Annotated in this window: 33 protein-coding genes; 26 read left to right on the top strand and 7 right to left on the bottom strand. The window is 64.6% G+C overall.

Annotated features, from left to right (window positions below; translation table 11 throughout):
- The first annotated feature begins 358 nt into the window (after window positions 1-358).
- The 14 genes from C449_RS15860 (at window position 359) to C449_RS15790 (ending at window position 15102) form a co-directional block, all read left to right on the top strand.
- Complete coding sequence (locus C449_RS15860) at window positions 359-1597, top strand: XkdF-like putative serine protease domain-containing protein (protein WP_006079060.1); 1239 nt, start codon at window positions 359-361, stop codon at window positions 1595-1597.
- Entirely contained in the window at window positions 1594-2769 is a 1176-nt protein-coding gene (locus tag C449_RS15855; RefSeq protein WP_006079059.1) for an SU10 major capsid protein, read from the top strand. Before C449_RS15860 ends, C449_RS15855 begins: the two co-directional genes overlap by 4 nt.
- Before the next feature lies 1 nt (window position 2770).
- Window positions 2771-3253, top strand: a complete 483-nt coding sequence (locus C449_RS15850; RefSeq protein WP_006079057.1) for a hypothetical protein — start codon at window positions 2771-2773, stop codon at window positions 3251-3253.
- Window positions 3254-3616: 363 nt separating this feature from the next.
- The gene (locus C449_RS15840; protein WP_049914373.1) at window positions 3617-3796 is read left to right on the top strand and encodes a hypothetical protein; all 180 of its coding nucleotides are present in this window, start codon (window positions 3617-3619) and stop codon (window positions 3794-3796) included.
- Window positions 3796-4512, top strand: coding sequence for a hypothetical protein (locus C449_RS15835; protein WP_006079055.1), 717 nt, complete (start codon window positions 3796-3798; stop codon window positions 4510-4512). Before C449_RS15840 ends, C449_RS15835 begins: the two co-directional genes overlap by 1 nt.
- Complete coding sequence (locus C449_RS15830; protein ID WP_006079054.1) at window positions 4513-5007, top strand: hypothetical protein; 495 nt, start codon at window positions 4513-4515, stop codon at window positions 5005-5007. It begins immediately after the preceding gene.
- Window positions 5008-5526: a hypothetical protein gene (locus C449_RS15825; RefSeq protein WP_006079053.1), complete on the top strand. Its 519-nt coding sequence runs from the start codon at window positions 5008-5010 to the stop codon at window positions 5524-5526.
- A gap of 18 nt (window positions 5527-5544) precedes the next feature.
- Window positions 5545-6060, top strand: a complete 516-nt coding sequence (locus C449_RS15820) for a hypothetical protein (protein WP_006079051.1) — start codon at window positions 5545-5547, stop codon at window positions 6058-6060.
- On the top strand, window positions 6061-6702 hold the full coding sequence (locus C449_RS15815) for a hypothetical protein (protein WP_006079050.1): 642 nt from the start codon (window positions 6061-6063) through the stop codon (window positions 6700-6702).
- A gap of 154 nt (window positions 6703-6856) precedes the next feature.
- Window positions 6857-10309, top strand: a complete 3453-nt coding sequence (locus tag C449_RS18420; protein WP_006079049.1) for a hypothetical protein — start codon at window positions 6857-6859, stop codon at window positions 10307-10309.
- Window positions 10306-10785, top strand: coding sequence for a hypothetical protein (locus C449_RS15805; protein ID WP_006079048.1), 480 nt, complete (start codon window positions 10306-10308; stop codon window positions 10783-10785). Before C449_RS18420 ends, C449_RS15805 begins: the two co-directional genes overlap by 4 nt.
- 3 nt (window positions 10786-10788) lie before the next feature.
- The gene (locus tag C449_RS15800) at window positions 10789-11790 is read left to right on the top strand and encodes a hypothetical protein (protein WP_152415753.1); all 1002 of its coding nucleotides are present in this window, start codon (window positions 10789-10791) and stop codon (window positions 11788-11790) included.
- A complete protein-coding gene (locus tag C449_RS15795) occupies window positions 11787-13223 on the top strand; it encodes a hypothetical protein (RefSeq protein WP_006079046.1) in 1437 nt (478 codons plus the stop codon). The genes C449_RS15800 and C449_RS15795 overlap by 4 nt, the downstream gene beginning before the upstream one ends.
- Window positions 13224-13227: 4 nt before the next feature.
- Window positions 13228-15102 (top strand): hypothetical protein, encoded by a 1875-nt coding sequence (locus C449_RS15790; RefSeq protein WP_006079045.1) that lies wholly within the window; start codon window positions 13228-13230, stop codon window positions 15100-15102.
- Here the strand turns inward: C449_RS15790 and C449_RS15785 are convergent.
- The 4 genes from C449_RS15785 to C449_RS15775 all read right to left on the bottom strand — a co-directional run bounded on the left by C449_RS15785 (window position 15099) and on the right by C449_RS15775 (window position 17902).
- Window positions 15099-16772, bottom strand: a complete 1674-nt coding sequence (locus C449_RS15785) for an O-antigen ligase family protein (protein ID WP_006079044.1) — start codon at window positions 16770-16772, stop codon at window positions 15099-15101. The two genes, C449_RS15790 and C449_RS15785, sit on opposite strands and share 4 nt — an antisense overlap.
- A gap of 406 nt (window positions 16773-17178) precedes the next feature.
- Complete coding sequence (locus C449_RS15780) at window positions 17179-17367, bottom strand: hypothetical protein (RefSeq protein WP_049914371.1); 189 nt, start codon at window positions 17365-17367, stop codon at window positions 17179-17181.
- On the bottom strand, window positions 17364-17531 hold the full coding sequence (locus C449_RS18415; RefSeq protein WP_169316473.1) for a hypothetical protein: 168 nt from the start codon (window positions 17529-17531) through the stop codon (window positions 17364-17366). The genes C449_RS15780 and C449_RS18415 overlap by 4 nt, the downstream gene beginning before the upstream one ends.
- Complete coding sequence (locus C449_RS15775) at window positions 17528-17902, bottom strand: hypothetical protein (protein WP_006079043.1); 375 nt, start codon at window positions 17900-17902, stop codon at window positions 17528-17530. Before C449_RS15775 ends, C449_RS18415 begins: the two co-directional genes overlap by 4 nt.
- Window positions 17903-18098: 196 nt before the next feature.
- On the opposite strand from C449_RS15775, the gene C449_RS15770 reads away from it, so the two are divergent.
- The 5 genes from C449_RS15770 (at window position 18099) to C449_RS17945 (ending at window position 19415) form a co-directional block, all read left to right on the top strand.
- Complete coding sequence (locus C449_RS15770; RefSeq protein ID WP_152415752.1) at window positions 18099-18314, top strand: MarR family transcriptional regulator; 216 nt, start codon at window positions 18099-18101, stop codon at window positions 18312-18314.
- Window positions 18311-18505 carry a hypothetical protein gene (locus C449_RS15765; RefSeq protein ID WP_006079041.1) on the top strand — a complete coding sequence of 65 codons (195 nt, stop codon included), beginning with the start codon at window positions 18311-18313 and terminating at the stop codon, window positions 18503-18505. The genes C449_RS15770 and C449_RS15765 overlap by 4 nt, the downstream gene beginning before the upstream one ends.
- Window positions 18506-18726: 221 nt before the next feature.
- Window positions 18727-18948, top strand: a complete 222-nt coding sequence (locus tag C449_RS15760) for a hypothetical protein (protein WP_152415751.1) — start codon at window positions 18727-18729, stop codon at window positions 18946-18948.
- Between the two features lie 33 nt (window positions 18949-18981).
- Window positions 18982-19104 carry a hypothetical protein gene (locus tag C449_RS18890; RefSeq protein WP_275039178.1) on the top strand — a complete coding sequence of 41 codons (123 nt, stop codon included), beginning with the start codon at window positions 18982-18984 and terminating at the stop codon, window positions 19102-19104.
- Window positions 19105-19163: 59 nt separating this feature from the next.
- Entirely contained in the window at window positions 19164-19415 is a 252-nt protein-coding gene (locus tag C449_RS17945) for a hypothetical protein (RefSeq protein WP_006079039.1), read from the top strand.
- A 20-nt stretch (window positions 19416-19435) separates the two neighbouring features.
- Here C449_RS17945 and C449_RS15755 read toward each other — a convergent pair whose 3' ends face one another.
- The 3 genes from C449_RS15755 to C449_RS15745 all read right to left on the bottom strand — a co-directional run bounded on the left by C449_RS15755 (window position 19436) and on the right by C449_RS15745 (window position 21419).
- The gene (locus C449_RS15755; RefSeq protein WP_006079038.1) at window positions 19436-20362 is read right to left on the bottom strand and encodes a hypothetical protein; all 927 of its coding nucleotides are present in this window, start codon (window positions 20360-20362) and stop codon (window positions 19436-19438) included.
- 63 nt (window positions 20363-20425) lie between these two features.
- A complete protein-coding gene (locus C449_RS15750; protein WP_006079037.1) occupies window positions 20426-20863 on the bottom strand; it encodes a hypothetical protein in 438 nt (145 codons plus the stop codon).
- A gap of 262 nt (window positions 20864-21125) precedes the next feature.
- Window positions 21126-21419 carry a hypothetical protein gene (locus C449_RS15745; RefSeq protein ID WP_049914369.1) on the bottom strand — a complete coding sequence of 98 codons (294 nt, stop codon included), beginning with the start codon at window positions 21417-21419 and terminating at the stop codon, window positions 21126-21128.
- A 441-nt stretch (window positions 21420-21860) separates the two neighbouring features.
- Here C449_RS15745 and C449_RS15740 point away from each other — a divergent pair, with 441 nt between their 5' ends.
- Genes C449_RS15740 through C449_RS18155 form a run of 7 tightly spaced genes read left to right on the top strand, consistent with a single transcriptional unit; the run spans window position 21861 to window position 24224 of the window.
- On the top strand, window positions 21861-22067 hold the full coding sequence (locus tag C449_RS15740; protein ID WP_006079035.1) for a hypothetical protein: 207 nt from the start codon (window positions 21861-21863) through the stop codon (window positions 22065-22067).
- Entirely contained in the window at window positions 22067-22363 is a 297-nt protein-coding gene (locus C449_RS15735; protein ID WP_006079034.1) for a hypothetical protein, read from the top strand. The genes C449_RS15740 and C449_RS15735 overlap by 1 nt, the downstream gene beginning before the upstream one ends.
- A complete protein-coding gene (locus C449_RS15730) occupies window positions 22360-22827 on the top strand; it encodes a hypothetical protein (protein ID WP_241430134.1) in 468 nt (155 codons plus the stop codon). The genes C449_RS15735 and C449_RS15730 overlap by 4 nt, the downstream gene beginning before the upstream one ends.
- The gene (locus tag C449_RS15725; protein ID WP_006079032.1) at window positions 22824-23675 is read left to right on the top strand and encodes a hypothetical protein; all 852 of its coding nucleotides are present in this window, start codon (window positions 22824-22826) and stop codon (window positions 23673-23675) included. Before C449_RS15730 ends, C449_RS15725 begins: the two co-directional genes overlap by 4 nt.
- Window positions 23672-23923, top strand: a complete 252-nt coding sequence (locus C449_RS15720; RefSeq protein ID WP_006079031.1) for a hypothetical protein — start codon at window positions 23672-23674, stop codon at window positions 23921-23923. The genes C449_RS15725 and C449_RS15720 overlap by 4 nt, the downstream gene beginning before the upstream one ends.
- Window positions 23920-24087: a hypothetical protein gene (locus C449_RS18160; protein WP_161606466.1), complete on the top strand. Its 168-nt coding sequence runs from the start codon at window positions 23920-23922 to the stop codon at window positions 24085-24087. Before C449_RS15720 ends, C449_RS18160 begins: the two co-directional genes overlap by 4 nt.
- Complete coding sequence (locus C449_RS18155; RefSeq protein WP_161606465.1) at window positions 24084-24224, top strand: hypothetical protein; 141 nt, start codon at window positions 24084-24086, stop codon at window positions 24222-24224. The genes C449_RS18160 and C449_RS18155 overlap by 4 nt, the downstream gene beginning before the upstream one ends.

Raw genomic sequence — 24224 nt, 5'->3', positions numbered from 1 at the left:
CGCAACTATACACCCTCTTGGTTGATAGTTCTACGGGACAAAAATGTAGGGCGCGGATGGCCGAGCGGTCGGAGCGTCCGCCACGGCGTCGCGCCCGCGGAACGTGCAGGTGACAAACCAACCACGACGTGCAGCCGTCGTACAGGTCTCGACCACGCTCTTTGACGTGGGTTTTCCAGTTCGTCCCGCCTCTCCGAGCGGGGGGAGGGTGGTGGGCCTTGCGACCCAGCCGCCAGTCGGCGCGCTATCTTCCTTAGTTCATCCCGTCTACTCGGGGTAGACGCTCGCCTGCTTGCGGTTTCACAGCAACCGTCCACTTTTGCTGAACTAAGGAGGGTATAGTTCCTCGGCATCAGTGATGACAGGCGCGGCTACGGTTGGCGGTCCGATCGTCCGCAAGGACAGCGCCCAGCGTATCGTGACCGCGCCGGTTCTGGTGCCCGGTGAGCCCGACCGGGAGCGCCACGAGTATCGTGCGGAGAACATCGCCGAGGTTGCGAAGTCGTTCCTGCCGTCCGGCGAGATCGACGCGATGCACGCCGGCGGTGAGGTGGGCCATCCCACCGAGTCGTGGGTCGCCAAACAGGATCTCACGTTCGAGGAGGCCGACCGGACAATCCCGCAGGGCGCGTGGATGCTCTCGGCGAAGATCGCCGACGATGAGGTGTGGGCCGGCGTCGCCGATGGGACGTATCAGGGTCTGTCGGTGTTCGGCCCGATCGCGCGGGTGCTCGACGACGACGGCAACGAGCTCGACATCCAGGAGATCGCCCGCCCCGTCGGACAGCAGGGCGGCGCGGGCGCACAGCCAGCGGTCGCGAACTCCTTCGCGGGCGGCGGGCCCTCGCTCGAACTCCCGCCCGCACCCGTGGGCGAGACGTGGACGGTCGAGCTCGAGAAGGCGACGCACGTCTCGATCGTCGACGATCCGGCGGTGCAGGCGGCGAGTTTTGTAGTGGCGAAATCGGCCGGTAGCGGCGCGTACGGCAACGAACCAGAGGACACCAAAATGGAAGACGAACTTGAGGAGCGGCTCGACGACATGGAAGCATCGATCAAGAAAGACGCGACGGCGGCCGCCGAGGACGCGGCCGAGACCGCCGCGGAGGAAGCGGTTGAGAACGCCGATCCCGACGACGGTGGCTCGGACGGCGGCGGTAGTGGGGGCGAGGACCTCACGACCGAAGGCGTACGCTCGATCGTCGAGGACACGGTCGAGGACGCGCTCGGAGACGTCGCCGACGACATCGCCGCCGGCGGCGACGGTGGCTCGGGCGACGGTGACGACCCCGACGTCGACGGAGATCTCGACGGCGAGACCATCGACCAGCTGGTCGACGCTGGCGTGATCGACGAGGAGACTGCCGAGGACCTCGGCGCACCTGCGACAGGCGTCGAAAAACAGATCGCCACGCTCGAAAAGAAGATCGACCAGCTGTCGAACGGCGTCGCCGGCCGGCAGGGCTTCGGCACCCAGCTCGACGGCGTCGGTGACGGAGACGAGGACGACGGCACCGACCTCGTCTCGAACGGCGATCGGGCGGCCGCAATCAAGCGTGCCGGAACCGCTGGTGGCGAGGGCGGTGACGACGAATGAGTGACGCGCTCATCGCCACGCCGCGAAGCGACACCGTCAACGCGAAAAAGGAGTTCTCGGCAGCGTTCGGGGACATCCCGGACAAGACGGTCATCTCCGACCCGCTCGGTGCGATCACCGGCGAAGAGGGCTACGACGCCCGGCCGGAACTGGAGAAGGCCTACCAGGGCGAGTACCGCGCCATCGACGAGCTCATGCAGGACGGCGCGAGCCTCCGCGGGGCGATGGCCCAGGTCGCCGCGGCGAAGGGCCTCAACGTCGCGGACTATCAGCTCCCGACCTACCCGCTCAACGACCTGACGTGGCTCACCGACCGGAACACGCCGGCCTGGGACATGCTCCCGAAGCTGGCGCGCAACTCGAACACCGTCGAGCAAGACTCGGTGACTGAGCTCTCCCAGCCGTCGATCGGTGGCGAGCGCGACGTCCCTGCTGACTCGGATCTCACCACGCAGCCAAAGACCCAGTCGATGACGTACTACCGCGTCACCGGCAGCGTCTCGGGCCCGATGAACCTCGCGTCGGGCGGGTTCCGGAACGCGATGGGCGTCGAGCAGCGGGCGAAGTCGACGTCGATGGCTCACTTCGGGGAGAACCTCGTCCTGAACGGCGACCCCACGAACGGCACCACCGACGGCTCGATCACCGACGAGCGAGCGTACAAGGGGATGCGGACGCTGGCGAAGGACAACGGCCAGGACCGCACGCCCGACGCCGGCGCTGGGTCGACGATCACGCCGGAGATGGTCCGCGAGAACGTCCGCCGGGCCGTCGAGGAGGGTGGCAACCTCTCGACGACGGTCTCGTTCACGGACCTCAAAACCATCACTGATCTGAAGAACGCCCTCGACGACCACGACCCGGTCGAGATCATGGGCGGACCGACGGGGGCGATCAACCTCGGCGCGCAGTCGGTGATGATCGACGGTCACCGGCTGGTCCACTCGGACTACATGCCGAACACGGCGTACGACGCCAGCGCGAACCCCGGTGGTCGGAACCTGCTCACCGTCGACATGCGGTTCCACGCGGTACACGACCTCGCGTCGACGGTGATGGAGACCCTCGCGAAGACCGAGGACTCCGACCGGTTCTTCCTGAAGCGCTACTCGACGATGCTTCAGGACGCCGGCGCGCACGAGTACACCTCGCTGCTCACGGGGCTTCCCTGAGATGGCGGTCGACGGCGTCAAGGGCTACCTCCCGCCAGAGGGCCCTCGGCACGGCGTCCCGTACCGCTGGATCGAGGGCCAGGGCGTCCACAAGATCGGCAACGCGGTCGTCGACTCGCCCGAGGCGCTGATCCTCACGGCGAACCAGACGGCCCAGCGCAACTGCGAGCGCTCCGATCTCGAAGCAGTCACCGACGAGGTGGTCGAGAAGTCTCTCGAAGCGATCCTCGAGGACGAGGACGACCGCGTCGCCGAGATCGTGGCGGACTACCGCGCCGGCAACGAGGATCTCGCCGCGCCGGCCGAGGACCGTCCCGAGATCCCCGAGGACCTCTCGGACGTGGAGTACCGGGCCGACGACGAGCCCGACCTCCAGGACTACGCCCAGGCCCATGGGATCGCCGCGAATCAGAGTGGCGACGAGATCCGTGAGCAGCTGGCCGAGCTCCGCGACCAGGAGGCTGTCTCTTATACACATCTCTGATGGNGGCGTTCCGCGAACTCGGTGAGCGGGGAGTCGGCATCCACGTCGGTGCGGGCGAGGAGTGCGACAACCTCTGGGTTGCGGGGATGCCGATCGGGGAGTTCGACCGCGACGATCTCGCCGACGACCTCCGGTGTGACGCCTGCGACGGCGACTTGCCGATGTTCGTCCACCGGATCCGGAGGCGCGGCGTCGACGGCCATGACATCGGTCTCGACCTGAAGTGTCCGAACCCGGAGTGCTATCACTTCGAGCAGGTCGGTCGCGATCTCGACAAGGAGGGCGTCGCGCTCGTCGGCTACCCACAGATCACGGGCCAGACCGAGGGGGCTGACCCCTACGGCTGGCAGGAGGCCGATGACGATGAGTGACTCGGCCCGCGCCGCACACGACGCGGTCGAGGTCCCTCGGTGGGTCGCCCAGCACGCCCTCACGTCGGTACAACGGGACGGTGGCGAAGACTGTCCGACCCCGTACCGCGACGAGAACGCGGCGGCAGAGTCGATACTCGAAGGACGCCTCGATAGCGGAGGGTCGGCGTAGTGCCGACGACCTCGTCGGGAGAGACGGTGTACGCCAACCCCGACGAGCTCACCAGCTACATCCAGACCGATCCACAGAGCCTCGGGCTCTCGACCACGGCCGACGAGGACGGCGACGGCACCACTGACTGGCAGGACTTCCTCGAAAAGCTCCAGTCGAAAGCAAAGGGTCGGATCGACGACTACTGTCGGCGCGACTTCGAACTCCACGAGGGAGAGACGGTCACGCTCGACGGCGAGCGCGGGACGTCGGTGCTCTCGCTACCGTCGCCGGTGCGTGACGTCCAGGAGGTCCGGATCGACGGCTCATCGATTGACACCGACTCCTGGCACGTCAAGCCGGCGTCGGGCTCGCTGGTGCGGACGGGTGGGCGGGCGAGTCCCGTCCGCGCGGGGCCGAGCGACTACCCCGCAACGAGCGGCGCAGTCGGTCGGCACTCGGCTGCGGCCCGGAACCACGTCGCCGAGGCGGAGTGGCCGCCCGGGTACGGCAATATTGAGGTCGATCTCGACCACGGCTACCAGACTCCGCCGCCCGCCGTCCGGGAGGCCGAGATGAAGCTCGTCGACCACACGGTCGTCGGGATGGCCCAGAAACGCGAGGGGATGGTGGTCCAGGCGGACAGCTTCGAGATGGCGGTCAACATCCCCGTCGCCTGGAACGCCGAGATCCGTGGGATGCTGAAATCTCATCGTGAGGTGGGGGTGGGCAACTGAATGCCCGTCCGCATCGATCTCGAACTCGCTGCCGAGCTCGAGGAAGAAGCCGACGAGTTCCACAACCTCGCCGATGCGATGCCCGCACACGCGCGGGCGGTCCAGCGGGCGATCGGCGAGTACGCCGTCGGCGGGATGAAACGCGCAGTCGGCACGAACACTGGCCGGCTCAAGGGGACGATCCGCGTGGTCGAGAGCGGTAGTGGCGGGATGCGCGTCGTCGCTGGCGGCCAGCGCGGTGTCGACTACACCCTGCCGTACCTGAAAGGGTCCGACCCCCACCCGCCCGGATCGAGCGATCCGAGCCAGAACAAAGCGCTCGCGCGGTGGGCGCGTCGGAACAACTACCCTGGCGGATTCGACTCGATCTACTGGTCGATCGCCCGCTACGGGACGGAAGCTCACGACTTCGTGAGCGAACCGTTGCGGGAGACTCAGTCCGAGGCCGACGACATCGCCGAGCAGGTGCTCCGCAATCGGGGGGTGTTCGACTGAATGGCGGACATCAACCCGATGGAGCACCCGCCCGGTACCGGCCAGGCCGCCGACCCGCTCGACTGGGCGGCGTGGTACGAGGAGACGCTCGACGCCCTGGTCGTTCAGGTCGAAGCGGCGGCGATCGAGTGGGGTCTCGATCCGGACGGGCAACCGTATGTGATCGAGGGCCAGCAGCGACCCGCCGGCGTGGAGTACCCGCTCGCGATGGTGCTGGAGTTCCGGAAGGTGCGCGACGACGCGGCAAGCGATCGCGATGAGGAACTCCACGACATCAACGTCAACGTCTCGGTCTTCGACCGGAACGACCCCCGCGACTACGCGTCGAACCTCCGGAAGACGATCGCCCAGATGGGCGCGGTCCAGTCGTCACTGTACGACGATCGATCGCTCGACGGCACCTGCGAGTACCTGTACGTCGAGGAGACGACGGCGTTCGAGCTCGAAACCGAACGGACTGACGAGACGGTCGGCAGCATCGATCTGCGGCTGAAGAAGGAAGCGAAGCATCCGTACTGACACGAGGTAGACACATCCATGACATCCACCGTAGCGGAGAACAAGCGCATTGTCGGTGACATCATCGTCATCGAGACCACGGACGACCACACCGCGACCGCCCCGACGTGGACGGTTGTCGGCTCCACAACGGACTCGATCGAGATGAGTCCGAACGCCGAGATCGCGGACAACCGCGAGCACGGCGACTTCATCCTCCAGAAGGATCCCGTGAGCGAGGCCTGGGAGATCTCCCACGCGGCGAACATGCTCACTGGGCCCGCCCAGCTCCAGGCGCTCGGACTCCTCACCGAGGACAACAAAGAGCGCGGGACCTACGACCCCGGCCGCGACGGCAACGAGGCGTTCCGGATCTCGGTCTACGCCGATCAGGCCGCCTACGACGCGGGCGACTACAAAGCTCAGATCGGAGCCAGCAACTACGTGGTGGCGCACGACGGCGGCGAGATCAACGTCGACGACTACTCGACGATCTCGATCGTCTGGCACCTCCGCCAGCGCCCCGTCCGGCTCGGCCTCGGGGGGACGCTCTAAATGAGCGCCGCGGAGGGTGGCGACGGCGGCGTGGGCTTCGAGACTTCGAAAGATCGCGAGGCCTGGGACGAGCTCGGCAACCCCGAGCAGCAGGACACGCTCGTCGACGCGATGCAGGAGAAGTCGCTTGACGGTAGCGAGGATGACGACGTCCGCAACTGGGACGAGATCGACGACGCCACTCAGGAAGACACCCTCGCTGCGATCGAGCAGTCTCTCGACGAGACCTGGACTGCAAAAGCGTTCGAAGGGCTCGCCGAGGAGACCACTATCCCCGTCGAGATGGTCAAGCTCACCGAGGAGCAGCAGGCAGCGGTCGAGGATCGGATCACACTCATCGCGCAGGTCGAGCAGGCCGCCGAGGACGTCGACGCGGAGGACGCTGAGGCGCTGAAGGCTGAACTCGACGACGAGGCAGCCGAACTGTTCGAGAATCTCGACGACTTCGACGCGTGGGCCGACGGGTTCCTCGCCGAGATCACTGCCGGTGACGCACTCGATCGCGAGTGGTGGGCCGACCGCGACAACTATCCCGACGGGTTCCGCGTGGAGGTGGTCTTCGCGACGTACCACCACTACCAGGATCGCACTGAAGGCGCGCTCTCCTTTCGCGCGGAGCGACGCCGGAACCGCTCTCGGTGAACTCTGCCGTGCCTACGGCAAGTGGCCCCACGAACTGGGCGAGTGCGGACGTGCCGAGCGGCTGTTCGTGGTCACGGAGTTCGGCGAGCGTCTCGATGAGCGCAGCGACCAGGCTGGCGATCTCCAGTCCAAACTGAACTGAATACCCTCCACAATGGCTCAAGGCGAAGTCCTCGCGAACATCGTGCTCCAGGGAGAGCGGGATTTCACCTCTGGGATGGAGAGCGCCGGCGACGCGATGGACGACGCCAGCGACGATGCGTCATCGCTCGATAAGAACCTCGGCGGCCTCGACGGGCAGCTCGACCGAATCGAAAGCACCGTTCTGGGGAACGCGGGCGCGTTCGACACGATGGAGGGGATGATCGACGAGACAAACGACGAAATCCAGAGCCTCGGCCGAGTATCCGCGTCGAACTCGGTGGCTGTCCAGGGCCTCTCGTCGCAGGTGGACGACCTCTCCCAAGAGGTCGGCGAACTCTCGATGGGCACGCACGCCGCCGCCGAAGGGATCGACGACGTCGGCGGATCGGCAGCCACGAGCACGCCCCCCACGGCGACACTCGCGTCGGAGGTCTCGGATGTCGCCGACGAGATGGGCGACACAGTCATGCCGGCGCGGGCGGCCAGCTCCTCGATCGAATCGGTCGGTGACGAGGCCACTCAAACCGGAGCGAAAGCGGCCGCGGCATCGGGCGGGGCGGGACTGTTCACGACGGCGCTGTTCGGGATGGGTCCTGCCGGAGCGCTCGCCTCGTCGAGCATCAAGGGGCTGACGGTGAGTTTCCTGGGGTTTATCGGCGTAGCCGGGCTCGCCACGGCCGCGCTCGCCCCGCTCTTGCCGGCACTTTCGCTGGCCGCCGGTGCGGTCGGCGGGCTCGCGATGGCGTTCGGGGCGATCCTCGGCTCCGGCCTCCTCGCTTTTAATGAAGAGACGAAGGGGTTGAAAAAGACGCTCGCAGATTTGAAGGCCGAACTGAAGCCACTGATCGTCCAGTTCGGCTCCCAGTTCATCCCGCTGATAAAAGATGGGCTGAACGCGATCGTCCCGTTCGTCAAGTCGCTGCTCGACGCGACTGGCAATCTCAAGCCGTTTACGTCCGCTCTGCGAGCGCTCGGTGGCGCGGCGTTCACGATCATCCCCAAGTTCGTGTCGCTGTTCATGTCGGTCGCTCGAAAGGCGCTGCCGGCGATGACGAAGTTCGGCAACTTCATCGCGACGAATCTGGTGCCGGCGCTGTCGGCGCTGTTTGCGGCGGGACGGCGGGCTGCGGGCCCGGTAGCCCGTTTCGGGCAAGCGGTGTTCAGAACTGCGCAGAAACTCCAGCCACTCGCGGGGTGGATCGGCCGCCTCGGCGTCGCCCTCTACGATCTCGCCGCCGCGGCGGGTGGGGTCGGCGACCTCTCGCGAGCACTCTCCCGTGTCGACAGCGTGATCCGATCGGGCCTTCGCGGCGCGCTCACTTGGATTCGCTCGACGGGAGTTTCACTGGCGAAGAAGGCGCTCGGATTCCTCGGCCGCCAGGCTGTCAACGCCTTCAGCTTCGGCAAGAAGCATATTCTCCCCGCCGTTCGGTCGGGCCTCGGCAAGGCCTGGACGTGGGTCCGATCGAACGGCGTCGGTCTCGCGAAGCAGGCGCTCGCCTTCCTCGCCACCCAGGCACTCGCGGCGTTCGAGTTCGGCCGCGAGAACATCGTTCCGGTGGTGCGGAAGGGACTCGGGCGTGCCTGGACGTGGATCCGCACGAGCGGCGTCCAGCTCGGGAAGAAGGCCCTGGGTTTCCTCGCCTCGCAGGCGCTGGATGCATTCGAATTTGGTCGCGAGCAGATCGTACCGGCGATCCGCGGCGGCCTCTCCGCAGCCTGGTCGTGGGTCCGAACGCAGGGCGTCACCAAGGCGAAAGGCGCGCTCGGATTCTTATCCACACAAGGCCAGAACGCCTTCGAGTTCGCCAAATCCGACCTGCTCCCCAAAGTCAAAGGTGGCCTAAAGGGGGCGTGGTCGTGGGTCCGAGGCCCCGGTGTTCAGAAGGCGAAGGGTGCGCTCGGATTCCTTTCCACGAAGGGACAGCAGGCGTTCAAATTCGGGAAGAAGAATCTGCTGCCGAAGATCAAGGGCGGACTCAACAAGGCCTGGCAGTGGGTTCGCGGGCCCGGCGTCCAGAAGGCAAAGGGTGCGATCGGGTTCCTTTCGACACAGGGGAAGAACGCGTTCAAATTCGGCAAGAAGGACCTTCTCCCCAAGCTGCGTGGCGGTCTCAGGGGAGCGAACCGCTGGATCCGCAGCTCCGGTGTCCCGATGCTCCAGGGCGCGTTCCGATTCCTCTCGACACAGTCGAGAAACGCGCTCGATCAGCTCAATCTGAAAAAGAAGATCAACAGTGCGATCTCGTCGACGACGTCGTGGGTCAAGACGCGCGGCCTCACGCTGTTCAAGGGAGCGTTCCGATCGCTCGGCCGCAAAATCGGTCCCGCCGTTCTCACGATCATCGACACCGCTCGCCGAACTGTCAAGAACGGGCTGCCGAAAATCCGCAACTGGCTCCAGAACAACGGCACTCGCCTGATCAAACAGGGGTTCCGTGCGATCGGGAAGGGTATTCGTCTCACCATCCTCTCGCTGTTCGCGATCGGCGGGATCGTTGGACAGGCTGTCAAGTCCACGATCTCCGGGATCGGCGACTGGTTGAAATCCGGCGGCGCTACCAAGCTCAAAAACAGCTTCGGACGGATCGTTGGTGGGATCGTCTCCTACTTGAAAAATCAGGCCTGGAGCGATCTCAAGGGAGCCGGCGAGTTCCTGTTCGACGCCGTGATGGCAGCCGCTGAGGGGCTCTACAAGGGATTGATCGGCCAGTCACTGATCCCCGATATGTTCAACGAGATCGCGACGTACATCCGCACGTTCGATCTCAGCTCAGCCGCCTACAGCCTTCTCAACAGCGTCTGGAAGGAGTTCAAGAATTTTGCCTTCCAGATCATCGGCGGCGGAAACTCGATCATCAAGGGCCTGATCTCCGACATATCCTCGTATATCAAAAACGACGCGAAATCCGACGTCGTCGGGGCGTTCGAAGAGGTCGGTCGCGGGATCGAGACAGCCTTCGAGAACGCCGCCGACTGGGCGGTCTCGGGGTTCAACGACATGCTCCCCGATCAGCTCACGGTCCCCGAGGTGACGATCGGCGGCGACTCGATCAGCCTCCCGAGCCAGAAGATCGCTGGCAAGAAGATCGGGGGCGGGACGTTGAAGATCCCGAGCGCGACCATCGGCGGTCAGTCCTTCGACATTCCCCAGCTCGCCGAGGGTGGCATCGCGACGGGGCCGACGTTCGCGATGATCGGCGAGGGCAGCGACGACGAGGCGGTCCTGCCGCTCGGTCGGCTTGATCAGATGCTCTCTGATGCAGCCAGTGGGAGTGCCGGTCGCTCCGGGACGGCGGGGAGCGGCGGGAGCAACGGCGACGTCTACATCGACCAGACGATCGAGAGCGGCGCGTTCCAGGGCGTCGGGCTGGAGGACGTCCATGACATCGCGACGACCACCTTCGAGGAGTGGTGGCAACAGATCGAGCGCTCGCTCGAACGGAAGAGCTACTCAGGATGAGTCAGAATCAGGACACGACGGCATGGCGCATCGACCCGGCCGGCAGCGACGTCATCGAGATGTCGATCCTGCTGGAGAGTCAGCCCGCACCAAGCATTGGCACAACCGGCACCTGGAGTTTCAAACTCGTCCCCGACGGCCGCACTGAGCCCCACATCGACCGCTACGAGCGTCTCGTTGCGTACCAGGACTACGCCGGGCTGTACGCTCTCCACGAGCCGATGGGAGGAGGCGTCGAGTACACCGAGACGCACGATGGCCAGCCGCCGGGTGGGTCGTTGCTCGTCGCACTCCGGCCGGCCGACTGGGACAGTACGGGTCGCGGGGTCTGGGGACTGATTGCTGGCGTCGACGATTCGACCGAAGTGCCCGAACAGCAGTGTCTCGTCGACGTCGAACTGGCGTACCTCGCGCAACTCGGCGACTACAGCGATACGGCCGCTGTCCGCGAAGCCCTCGAAAACGGAGGAATCTAACACATGAGAGCAGTTGCTAAGAACTCACACGGCATCCGCGCATTGCTCCTGAACGGCATCTACACCGCCACGAGCGGGGGTGATTACTGGAAAAGTGGGCTGGAAGTCACGCCGAACACCACCGACACGTCGAGCATCTACGTCGACGTTAGCAACGGCACCATCAACGTCGGCGGAGAGGACGTCTCGCTCCCGAGCCAGAAAGTCGAGCTTGACCCGGCGACGAACAACCCGCGGATCGACGTGATCGAGGCCACGGCGAACGGCGTCGGAGTCGTGAAAGGCAACGAAGCCCCGAAGCGCCCGACGGACGCCGAGGACGGTCAGGAAGGGACGTTTCCGAACATTTGGCAGCCCGCGCCGGACGATGGGACGCTCGTCGGCGGCGTCCTCCGGGCAATCGTCTACGTCCGCCCCTCCGTGAGCGACTCGACGGGTATCACCGCTCAAGACATCCGCAACTACGACGTGCAGGGCATCTCGGGGGATTTCGTCGCGCAGACCAACCTCCAACCGTCGATCGAGGCACTCGATGTCGACCTCGCTGACCCGCTCGACACGACCGTCGAGAACAGCCAAAACCTCGGGGGCACCTTTCACAACCAGTTTCGGCGCAACTACCTCACGATCCAGGTTCCAGGCAAGTCTGAGACGATCCCTGGGACCGACAACGCCGACGACCCGCAGCGGTCGTTTCTGACTGTGCCGCCGGATCATCGATTCGTCGTGTGGCGATCTTCGATCAACTCGAATCAGGCTGTCGTAGAGAACGACATTAGCGCTGAGATCGTCCGCGACACGGGCTCTGGGCAGGTCAGCGTTTATTCGACTGGCCAGTCGGTTGATTACGATACCAATGGGACCGGCAACATCGCAGTCGCCGATCCGCAGAACGATTCGTACCGTCTGGTTTTCAGATTCCAGAACTCGAACGCAGCCGACTCCTCAAACCGCTACACTGCCACCTTCCGCTGCTCGCTGAATAACGCCGAAATCGATCCATGAGCGACACCGGAGTGACCTTCGGCGGCGCGATGGGGGCGACCTACGGCGGCGCGACCGGGAGCGTCTACGGCGGCACTGAGACCGAGATCACACCGACGCCCGCCCGCGGCGCGACCTTCTCCGGCCCGGCCGGGGCGACCTACGGCGGCGTCACGGGAGCGCTCTACTCGACCGAGAAGTCCGCCGACCAGCTCCTCGCGGCGACCGACTCGTGGGGGCTCGTTGTGGAGCCGACACCCGCTCCCGGCACGACCAGCGACCGCCTGCTGTTCACGACCACCGGCAGCGAGCGCGACGCAGACGGCGCACTCCTGAGTTTCTCGGCGACCGACGAGGCGCTCGCGGCGTCGTCGATCCAAGTCGAGTTCGCGGCCGAACCGCGACTGTTCCGGTTCGCAGAATCCAACTGGGTGCTCGGCTTCGACGGCGATCGCGTGCTCTCGGGGCAGTTTGAGGCCCCCGACGCGGACACGGGCAGCCAACAGGCACAGATTACCGGGTTCGGCCCGCTTCAGCGACTCAAATCCGGCGGTGTCGAAGCCTCCTATCAGGGCATCGCGGCGTGGCGCGCGATCCGTGAGTTCGCTGCCGAGCATATCACCCCACGCACCGACGGGGAGATCCGAGTCGTGGTCGTGCCGCCCGAGCCGGTGCGGGGTGAGCGGGTCGCGCGCATCCCGGCCGATGCGCCGCTTGAGGTCTCGGGGACGCCGCTATCGGCCTTTGCGGAGTTGTGTGGATATGCGGGCATGGTCTGGTCGGTGGACTACTCCGAACGCGGTCCGGGCGTGCTCGTGGAGGTTTTCTTGCCCGGCACACAGGTCCGCGAGGCACGCTGGACCGCCGAGCAGGGCGGCGTCTCGCCCCAGCTCGACACCGGAGACTATCACACCGACGTCGTCGTCCACGGCGCGGACTATCCCGCGCAGGCACGACGGTATCGCGGCGAGGCGTCCGCCCCCGGCATGGAGGCCCGGGCGATCACGGGCGGCGAGCGCAAGGTTTTCGAGGTCACGAAGCCCGGTCTCGCGAGCGACGCCGCGTGTCGCGAGTTCGCGATATCAAAACTCGACGAGTTGCGGGGGAGCTATCAGATCTCGGGTGACATCGACGCCCTGCCGGGGATCGTCGGCGATCTCGTACCCGGGCATACACACCGTGTCTCTGAGTTTGATACTGCGGCCCCGGAGCCGCTGTCGCCAGTAGTCCTCCCCCTTCGGAGTGTGGAATATTCCTATGCCGCAGGCGAAGCCAACCGCACCCTCTCCTTTGGCGCGCTCGACGACGGCGTGATCGGGACGCTTCTGAGCCGCGACGACCCGCCGCTCGCGCTTCGCGGCCTCGCCCGACTCGGCGACGGCACGGAGTTCGGCGACGGCGCAAGCAACAGCCGCGACGCCTACTCGTCGCAGTATCCCAACGCATACCCCTGACAGCATGAGTTATTTAGTTGACAACCAACAACCGGACTGGGCGCTCGTCGAGAACATCAAAGAACGGCGGACAGACACGCATATCCCCCGGAATGCGGCGGACGATGCACTCACGGTCACGCTAAACACCGGCACACTCGGCGACGGTCGCGCGGCGCTATCGCTCGCGAGTGGCTCGGCGGTCGTCGACGGCCAGCAGTCTGACATCAACCAGCAGACCGTCGACGTAGACCTCGGCGACAGCCAGCCCCGGCGGGACGTGGTGTACGTCACTGACGCGGGGACTGTCGACGTGCTCCGCGGGACGCAGGGAGGGCTCGCGTGGGGCGAGGGTGTGGCGAGCACCCAGGAAACGCCCCGGAACGCCGCCCGACCCGCACCGCGGTCGTTCGCGGATGTCACGGGATTGCCGGTCGCGGTCATTACGGTGCCGGGCAATGGGGCGTCCTCGTTGCCCAGCGACGAACGGCAGGCGATCCGCCGGGTGCGAGTTCGCGAGCAGCCGACCCACGCTGGCATCACCGAGACCTCGCTCTCGAAGCCGGGCGTCAACGCCGAGTCCGACCTCTCGGTCGACGACGCGAGCGTCCAGAGCTCGCTCGACGGCCGTGTGGTCCCCGTCGGCGAGGGGTTGGGGTCGGGCGACGCGATCGATCCCGCGGCGACCACGACGCCCGTCCAGGACGCTTACGACATCGCAAAGGCGGCCGGCGGTCAGGGGGCTGTGCTCCTGCCACCCTCCACGGTCCACGAAGACGCGACGATCGTCGCCGACACGAAAAACTGCTCGATTCTCGGGTGGGGGAATCGCTCAGTCATCAACTACGACGGCGGCAGCGGCGAGACTATCCTCAAGGTCGTTGGTGGGGGCAACTCTGACTTCTTGGGCTTTCAGGTGTTCGGCGTTGGCGAGGACGTCGCCGCGACCGCCCCGGCGATCCACGTCGAGTCGTCACAGGGACCGCTCTATACCGACGGCCAGCTCGGCAACATCTGGATTCTCAACCACCGCGGACAGGCGCTCAAGGGTGACGGCGGACTCTTTGCCTGCCAGTTCGGCCCATTCCGCGTCGGGCAGGTCGACGCGGGCGACGTGCCGGCACTCTTCCATTTCACCGGCGGGTTGGAGATCGGTCTCAAGGGGGTGAACGCCTACCCGGTGGACACGACCTCCGGAAGCCCGTCGACGCTACTGGAGGCGGGCGGGATCTCGATGACGGTCAAGAAGTTGAACGGCGGGGGGACGATGGGTACGATGATTAACGCGAACGCGAGCCTTGACGTCCGCTCGCTCAACTACGAGCCCGAGCCGGTGGTCGGGAGCGGGCACACGGTCGTCGACATCCAGAGCACCCATCCCACGCACCTCTCGAACGTCACGGTCACGACGGGCGACATCGACACGATCTACCGGCTGCGCGACGGCGCTGGCAACGCCCGCCTGCCCCAGCCCCACCTCCGGCCGGGGATCTCGGCGGGACCGGCGGACATCGGCGTGATCGACGGCGCGCTCGACAGCGAGCACCCCGTGGGGTATGCAGGACTCGAAAGCGACTGGCGAGGGTCGTCGCCGGACTTTTTCGCCTTCGATACCATCCGCCGCGCGATTGTCGTGGGGCCGCGGACGGCTGACTACACTGTGTCACATGGGGAGTACGTGCTCTTCGATACGTCGAGCAATAGCGCAACCGCAGAGTTGCCTCCTGCTGTTGCTGGGCGTCACGTCGGCCTCAAAAACACGTCGTCGACGGCCGGCAATCAGATCAACATCACGACGCCTAGCGGCGGTACGATCGACGGCAACTCCTCAGCGTCGATCGGCACGAACAACGCCTCCGAAGAGTTGGTCTGCGACGGCACTGACTGGTGGACGGTCTAACCTCTCTCAGACTCGAACGGCTGTCGTCGCGCGTGGCCGACCACTCCGCCCGCGAGAATCCAGAACGAGAAGAGCCCGGCGACTTTCGTCAGCATGAGCGTATCCCAGAAGGCGAAGGCGAGATAACCAATCATTCCGGCGAGGACGCCCACGAGAAGCGCTCGGTCGAGCGAGTCGGCCGTGGAGGCGATCGCTCGCCACCCCATCCAGAGAACGGCCGCAACGGCACCGACGTAGAGGAGAAACCCTGGAAGCCCCGTCTCAGCGAGCAGTGCGATGTAGATGTTATGCAACGGGATTTCTTTGGGAAGACCCCGCGCTGTCGCATAGTACGGGAAGTTCGCACCGCCGATACCGAACAGCGGATACTGGATGAACAGCTCGATACCAGTGATATACTGCTGGAGGCGAATGCCGAGCGTCCCGATGTCGAACAGCGGAATTGTCAGGTCACGGAGTATCGCCTCGATGTCCGGTCCACCAGTTGGCTGTGTGGGCGCGTCACCGCCAGCGTTACCCCCGCCACCTCCGCCGGTCGCGTCGGTGCCACCATCGTTGCCGCTGAGGTCGGTGAGGTGCGATCCTGTGCCGGACGAGGCCGAGGGATAAAACAACGCTGCGGCGCTCACAAGTGTCAGTGCGGCTATAACGACGTATCGTTTCACCAGTGCGCGCCCGTTGCGTTTGGGCGGCATCCCATAGACGGCAAGAGTCAGACCGGCGAGTGCGAGCGCTGCCACGACAATCCCCCCACGTGCGGCGTCGCTGCCAGTCATTCTCAACACAGCAGCCATCACGATCACAATGGCGACCAACCCCCACCGACGCCACCCGTCCGTTCGGAGCGCGAGCACGATCGCGATCGGCACGGCGAGGACGATGAGTGTCGCGAGGATGAACGACATCCCGGTGAACCCTGCAACATACGTCCCGGTAGCGAACTCGCCAAGTGGACCGAGCGAGACCGGCGAGATCGGGATGTGCGCGCTCTCGCCGAGACGGCTCAGACCGAGCAGTCCGCCGTGGAAAAACTGGACCACCGCGACCGCCGTCTGGGCCGCCACGACGACGAGAAACGTCTCGACGAGCGTCCGCAGCCGGATGATGTCAATCCTGACGGCGTGGTGCGTGACAGCGAACGCGGCGAGACCCTGGAGGACGAACCAGGCGAAGTAAAGCGCCGCATCGGTCCGCGCGGTTGCGCCGAAGATCGCCGCCAAGAAACTCCACACGACGAACCCCCCGAAGAGAAGTCCGGGGGTTGACGGGTCGAAATCGCGGGGGTTGTCCGCGAAGAGGTCGGCAACGAGAAACGCCACGGCCCCCGCGAGCGGGAGTTGCACCAGCCAGAGTTGCGGTCCGAGGTGGCCAACGAACTCGCCCGTGCTCGCGAGCGGGACGTTCGCGGCAAACGTCACTGTGACGATGAGTGCAACGTAGATTGAGACGACTGTCCGGCGGAGAAACAGCGCAAGCGCCGCATACCCCGCGCCAGTCAGCGCCACGAGTGCGAGTGTGGGAACGCCGACAAACAGCGAGAGTAACGGTGTGACGAACGTCAGGCCACCCGTCAGAACGATGGCGAGTAATAACGCTTCACCACGCTTTGAAAGGCCAGTATCGATCGCTGGAACCAGCGACGAATTGCCTGGGAAGTATGAATGCGTCATCAGAGACGATGTTATTTGGATGAAATAAAAACTCTCTGGTGTGCGAGGTCATCCCCAGGTAGCGCATAGTGGTGGCTGGCCATACGATCGGTGGTCGGATCTGTAGTTCGATCGTGGGACGCTCTCAGCGGTTCTAAGGATGCCGGTTATACCTGGTAGGTAGCCGACCAGCGGCAGCATTGTCGTCTCCGAACGGTGGAAAATCTACAGACCGCGAATGCGTTCAAATCGCCGCAATCGGCGGTCCAGCGCTCCGGTATCCAGACCACATCGCCAGCTGCGCGCAGCGCGTCGGCGTCGGACATGCGGACCAATCGGACGAGAGGGGGCTCTCGGTCAGTAAGTCGCCAGCAAGAATCGCCCCACCGAACCGTCGTCTCGTCGGAGTCCGTTCGTCCCTGACCGTTCACGGCCAGGACGCGATCTCGATCGTTCCCGTCTCGATGTCCGCCTCGAGCGCCTCGCGATCAACGCCGGTCGACCCCCAGGGGCCGCGGGCGATCACGCGCTCGTCGCCGACCGACTGGACGCGGTAGATCACGCCCGTCGACGTCGCGCGGAGCTTCATCCCGGCCGAAAACTGGTCGATCGTCACTGGAGACACCCTGAAAGGCGGGTGCTCCCCGTGGCTCCGTCGTGATCGAGGGTCCCTGTGCGGCCGCAGTGCTGGCACTCGTAGGATTCGAACGCGCTGTCGCCGTGATAGGACTGGCTTGTGATCTCGAGCGCGCCCGAACCGCAGGTGCATCGAAGCGTCATCGGTCCTCGCCCCCGTCGGTCGCGAGAGCGCTCTCGACGCAGCTGACCGCCGCGGTCGCCCGCTGGGGCTTCTCCCGAACCATCCACTCGCCCACGCGGAACGCCCGGTCGATGTTCGCCGGGTCGTAGTGCTCGGCGAGCGCTTCGCGAGCGTCGCGACCGGAGTACACCCCGACCGCCGCGATCGGGACGTCGCCGTCGTACTCCAGCGCTGCGCCGTCGTCGGTCCGGTCGTAGGCGGGTGCGAAGATCACCGTCGCGCCGGGGACGCTCGCGGGTTCGACGTCGTCGAGATCGAGAACGCGCTTGTCGTCGGTCGATGCTTCCGTCGTTCCGCTGGGTTCATCAGCGGCGAGTGCGTCAGTCGACATTGGGTTGCCTCGCAACCCGTGGTCCCGCGTTCAAGGCGCGGGGCCGTCTTCCTGCGACGGTCTCGGGTTACAGTGAATACTCAATTCCCTGGTGACATAAGCGTTACGGAGTAACGGACATTAGATTGTACTGCGTTAGCTACTTGTTTCTGGAAGTCGAAAAGGACTATGTGGTGACTCTATGAGCGTATCAGTAGTGGTTAACGAGAACTTCGATCCCACCGGGCAACAGGAGGAGGTGTTGGCCGTGTTCAAAGACGAGCATCGTGCGAATCCGCTCAGAATCCGCCAGGCTACCGATATGGAAAAGCAGCGCGTGAACGACGCGCTCGGAAGTCTCGTTGACGCGGGCTGGGTCAAGAAAGTGAACCGAGGGCTCTACGAGTTTGTGGAGGATCCCCGCGACCGATGAAGGATTTCTACAAGAAGCTCATGAAGATGAGCGTCGACGATGCCGAGGAGATCGCCCGCGACCACGAGACCGACGCGATCGACGAGATGGCAATGCAGCTCTATCAGTCGCGAGTGCAACACTGGCACATGAAGGCGATGGAGGAGCGCCAGCTCGATCTCCCCGACGATCCGGCGAGTATGTTCAAGTAACCAAACAATTGATCGGCACAGAACACTTTTTAGACGCACAATAGGAGGCGTGAGTATGTCCGCTAGCCGAGCGTGTCTCGCTGAGAAGACCGGCCGCGCCGTATGCGCGCTGGTCGGCCACGACTTCCCGCCGCCAACCCACAACCCACCGGAACCGGAGTACTTCGACCTGGAGTGTCGCCGATGCGGGACGCCCTACAGAGAACGGCCAGGTGTTGACGGTGGTCGACAACCATAGCCTCGCCGTCGGGCAGGGGCTCTTCCTCGGCGGAGTGATCAGCGCGGTCGTGTGGGTCATCGGCTATGCTGCGATCGCCTTCTTCGATGTCGACCTCTGGCTTGTCGGCCCAGCGCTCGGGCTACTCCTCCTCGGGACACTTGGGCTCCTCGTCCACAGTGTCGCCGCGAGTGCGGACGCGCTGACTGCCGAGGAACTGGAATGAATGTATATAGCCCCGGCACGTATTGCAGGAACTATGACAACAGATGGTGCCGGTGACGATAGCATCACCGAGGAATGTACAGAGTGTGGCGACAGCGTCCTTGATATCTATCTCGAAGACGGTGTCTGTGTAGACTGCCGCGGCCGCGAGGCGTGAGCGCTGAGATTCGAAGTGGCCGCCGGCACCCTCATGCGTCTCGGTACCATAAGACATCTATGTTGGAAAAACTCCGCGGGTTGTTCGGCCGATCACCAAACAAAGTCACGGTCCACCCCCGTTCGAGCGGTGGATGGGGTGTTGTCTGGAAAGATGACCGTAGAACCCATGAAATAGGCCAGGATACGAAGGCGGCGGCGCTGGAGTTCGCCTACCGGAAAGTCAATCGATTTCAAACTGATGATCGGATTGTGATCGAAGTGCTCGACGAGCCCTCTGCCTATGACTGGAGTGTGGCCGATCGGCTGTAGCGTCGGTGGCGTCGCGGGCGCTACCCGGACGAGAGCGACCACTCGCCGTTCGCTACCACGTTGATGTACTTCGTGCCGCTCACGCGGGCGGTTGTCTCACCCTCGAAGTTCTCCATTTTGTTAAAGATTGATGCCTGCACCCCCGAGGGGTCGGTGGGGATCCCCGTGACGATGAAGTTCGCATCGCCGCCGTGTGACCCTTGGAACGTCGTCGGACCGTCGAACTGGAACGGGCCGAGATAACTCATGCCATCGCCGCTCGCATCGATCGGCAGCGATTCGGGTTGGAGGTCGGTGGGCTGCTCGATCGTGAGCTCCCAGTCGCCCTCGATCTCGACGTTGAGGTTGTACCCCCCGCCGACGGCAGCAGTTTTGACCTGCGACCCCTCGCCGGAGATGATCCCGTCGACGAGGAAGACGTCCTGGTAAGACTCGCCCTCAAGCGTGACGAGGGTCACTGAGTAGTAGCCTTCGCTACCGACCGAGAACTCTGCGGTGACTGGGCCCGGTGACAATTGGAGGTCTTCGATCGTCGAGGTGCCGCTGCCGGAGAAGGTCTCCGAGAACCCGCCCGAAGACGATGCCGACGCGTTCCCGGTGGCGTTCGCGCTCCCATTGGTCGCGCTCCCGGTGGTCTGGGGCCCACCGGTCGTGGGCTCGTCGCCCGAGGTCGTCATGGCCTCGGTCTCGTTGCTCGCCATCGTGGTCTCTTCGCCGGCGGCCGTCTCGGCTTCGGTCGCCGCCTGTGTCTCGACGTTGCCAGCAGTCGTCGTCATCTCGGTTTCGGCCTCAGTCGCCGTCGCGGCCTGGGTGTCTGTGGCTGCTTCGGTCGCGTTGGATCCACCGCCGCTGCCGTTCGAACTGTTGTTACCACCTGAGTCACCTGAGCAGCCCGCCAGCCCGACTGTCGCGAGTGCCGCCGCGGAAAGGTACTTTCGTCTGTCCATTGTCCATCTTACAATACTGTCAGGGCATCTTAAAACTACGCCAGAAGAGCAGTTCTTGAAGACCTACTGCGCGGCGATCCTGCGCTGCTGTTCTCTGATGGTGGTCGCCATCTCGTCATAGTCACGGAGCCCTGTGAGTTCGACGCGCTCACCACCGCCGCCCGCCGAGAAAGCGATCGTGCCCTTCTTCGAGCCAATCCAACTCCGGCGCTCGCCGCTGGTTTCGAGCTGGTCGATGTTCCGGATCGGGTACTCGGTGGTTTCGCTGCTCTTCCGGGTGGTGTAGGACTGGATCACCCGTTCGTTCGTGATGACCAGACGCTTCGCACGCTTTTGCCGCCAGACCCACCAGAGGACGAGGAGACCGAGACCGAACGCTGCGATACCCACGATCCCGATCGTCGTGCTCCAAAAGTAATCGCGCCATCTTGGTTGCTGGACGTGGAGCACTTCCTCACCGTCCATCAGGTCGACGCCGCGAACACTTTGACTGCCGAGCATGGTTCGTCTAATCCTGTTGTGGCGTTGTCTTAAAGCTACGGCGTTGGAATTGGCAATCGGCGAGTTCCGGAAGTTCCGGAATCCCACACACCAAAACACTAAGACAGTCTGCGGCAGCGCTCGTCGCGTCAAATTACACTCTCGTGATAGTAGATTGCTCTATTCAACTGGTGTAATCAATGAAGTGGAAGATTGCCGCCTGCGCTTATCACCCGGTAGTGAGTTGACGTAATCGGCCATGCACTCCGCGGCGAAAGTGGGATCAGTCCTCGTCGATCGCGCCCTCGTCGCTGCGCTCGAGCTCGACGGCGTCGAGATCTTCGTCGAGATACGCTTCGCCAGCGTCAGAAAGTCGGTAGAGACCGCGGTCGACTTGGATAAGCAGCCCGTAGCGCCAGAGTTCACGACAGCGATCGCTGGCGTGCTGCTTGCCGATGTCCAACCGAACGACGATACCCTCACGCGAGAGTGCGAGCGGGGAGAGGGCGCCCTTGTCCCGGATGTACTCCAGGATAGGGTCATCGTGCTGTTTCATCCACCCCGCTCGCTGGCGCATATCGTCCGGCTGTCGTATTTGTTTCGGCATAACACTACCGTTGTTCCAATATATGTCGTGAACTATCGGATGGCAACTTTGCTCTCGACTCTCAGTAGAGGTTCCTCTACTAAAAACATTGTGCAGTCCACAACAGGAAGCTTTTTACCCCACGGCTTCATGAACATGACTGTCAAGGGCGTCACGCATGGTTCGGAAGAATCGTGCCGGGCTGTTGATGCAGCCCGACGGCGTGCTTGACCACCTCTAACCCAGGTGTGCGCCAGAGGCGACACGATAGGTGTTCAAGCAATGACAACATACGCACCACGGCAATATCAGTGTTGTGGGCACAGCACAGCGTCTAAGCCCGCTAACACAACGAATCCGGTCGTAACGCTAACGAATTTTGCACAGAAAATTCGCCGCCTGCTGACTCCCGCTGTCAGCGACGGCGAAAGGGTGTTCAAGCCTACCCTGGAGAAAAGCCAGGGCACCCGAAAACACGATCCAGACCCACTAAAATCAGCCGACCTCTCCCCCGATCGCTACCCAGGCGGCGGCTGGGGTGGCACCGAGGAGGGCACCCGTCGGATCGACGACTGCATCGACGAGGCCTCGTTCGGGCCCGGCAGCGACGACGAGGAAGACGAGGGGGCCGGCCTGTGATGGCCGACCAGTGTGGCGGCCCGAGCGCCAACGGCGAAGCACCCCCCAAGCGTATCGAGGCGATCGACGAGGACGATCCGATGGCGTTCGTCGACGGCGACTCGGTCGACGTGGTCTGGATCTACGACCACGGCCAGGGCAACACGCCGATCGTCTCGAAATCGAAGCACACCAGGTTCGAGCCTGGCTGGCTGCACTTTCAGGAGCTCGACGGCACCGCGCGATCGGTGCCGGTGCAGCAGATCCGCAACGTCCGGCGTTCGGTGACCGAGGAGTACCTGGAGATGGTACGATGAGCGCCGAAACCCAACCCATTCGAACGGACATGGACGTTCCTCTGGAGGACGTCGTCCGCCAGGTCCGCCGGGCCTACAACGATCTCGAGTACCCACCGAGCGCGCGGACCGCGGCTGACTACGGCCCCTACGACCGACACCGCCTCGACTATCGCAACGGCGCGGGTGTCCCCTGGGCGGCGATCCACGCGGCCGCGGGTGTCCCCACCGTGCGCGAGGTCGTCGTCGACGAGCTCCGCGAACGCTACCGCGATCGGTACGAGTGGGATGGCGATGCGATCCGCGTAAAATCGTACGCGATCGCCGAGGCGACCGGCATCGATTCGCGGCGGATCGGACAGTTCTTCGCAGAGGTCGTCGACGGCGAGGTGGAACAACCCAACGAGTTCGTGATCGAACGCGGCGAGACCGAGCGCCACGGGATGTGGATCGTCCGCGGTCGAGAGGGTGGTGAGGGCGCATGACGGACCTCGACGCGAGCTACTGTCCTGCTTGCGGGAACATCCTCGCGGCGGCGGAGGCGATCCACGCCGACGACGGCACGCCGTTCTCGCCCGACGCGTGTGGTGAGTACGAGCGTGACGACGGGCACGCGGTCGTTCGTCCGCAGGAGGTCCGGATCTACGTTCACGGTGACCACGACGACGGCAACGAGGAGGAGGCCATGACCGACGGCGGCCAGCCCATCCAAGACCTCGGCGATATCGATGATCCGGACGAGTACAAGTGCGAGTTTTGTGAGGTGACACGTCCCGAAGCCCACCCGCTGAAAACGCACTTGATCGCCGAGCACGCGAAGCAGATCGCGTCGCGGCACTGGGCCGAACACGTCGACATCGGGGTGCTAATGACCGACGGCGGAAAATCTCGCATGTCCGAGACATCCGACGAGGATCCACGCGACGACGTCGATCGCGAGAACGAATCGGAACCAGAGGGCGCGATCGACAACACCTTCGACGACGCCGTCCGCGACGCCCGCGAGACGCTTGCCACGAACGCCGCCGACCACTACCGCGAGCTCGAGGCCGGCGACGTCGCGATCGACCTGGTGACGCGACAACCGCTGTTCGTGACCAGCGTCGCCGCGCCGTCGCTGCCGGCATACTACGAGGATGAGGGGTTCGACCTGCTGAACTACAAGGCCCACCCCTACCTGCCGGTCCGGATGGACGACCGCGTACTCAACTGCGTGTTCGTCCCGCGGGCGGTCGAGGGCGTTCACAACACCGGCAAGGAGTACGCGTATCCAGCCGGTCGGCTCGCGAGAGTGCCGATCGAGCGTGCGGTTGGTGATGGTGATTCGTCATGAGCCTAGCCACGGGCACCGACCAGCCGGCCCTCCCGACTGTCATCGGGAACGTCCTCTCAGACGCTCGGCCGGGTGGCCTCGACCGGCAGGTGCTGGTCGAGCGCGTCGCCGAGATCTCGGGTGCGACGATGGATGACGTCGAGGAAGTTCTCCAGGGAGAGCTTGAGCGTGGCGCGGTCTATCGGCTCGACTCCGAGATCAAGCGCACCCCTTCGGGAGGGAAGGGCTTCGGCGGTGATTCGCGATGAACACTCACCAACAGATCCACCCCCAGGACGCGGTGACGATCGTCGCCGCACTGCTCGGGTTCGTCGCGATGCACGTCGGCGAGATGGCCGCGAGTGGCATCATGATCGGCGCGGCGACCGTCGGGGCCGTGCTCACGGTCTACCGGATCCGGGTGATCGGATGAGCCGCGCTGCCAGCCCGTCCGCCGGGGACGTCTACGACGAGCACGGCGACACCGTCGACGACCTCGCCGAGCGCGACGATGAGATCGGCGCGATCTTCCGGGCGCTCAAGACCGCTGCGGGAGAGGACGATGAGTAG

The sequence above is a fragment of the Halococcus saccharolyticus DSM 5350 genome, from assembly GCF_000336915.1.
GTDB lineage: Archaea > Halobacteriota > Halobacteria > Halobacteriales > Halococcaceae > Halococcus > Halococcus saccharolyticus.
Note: the sequence above shows the minus strand (reverse complement) of the source record. Positions and strands in the feature narration are given on the sequence as shown.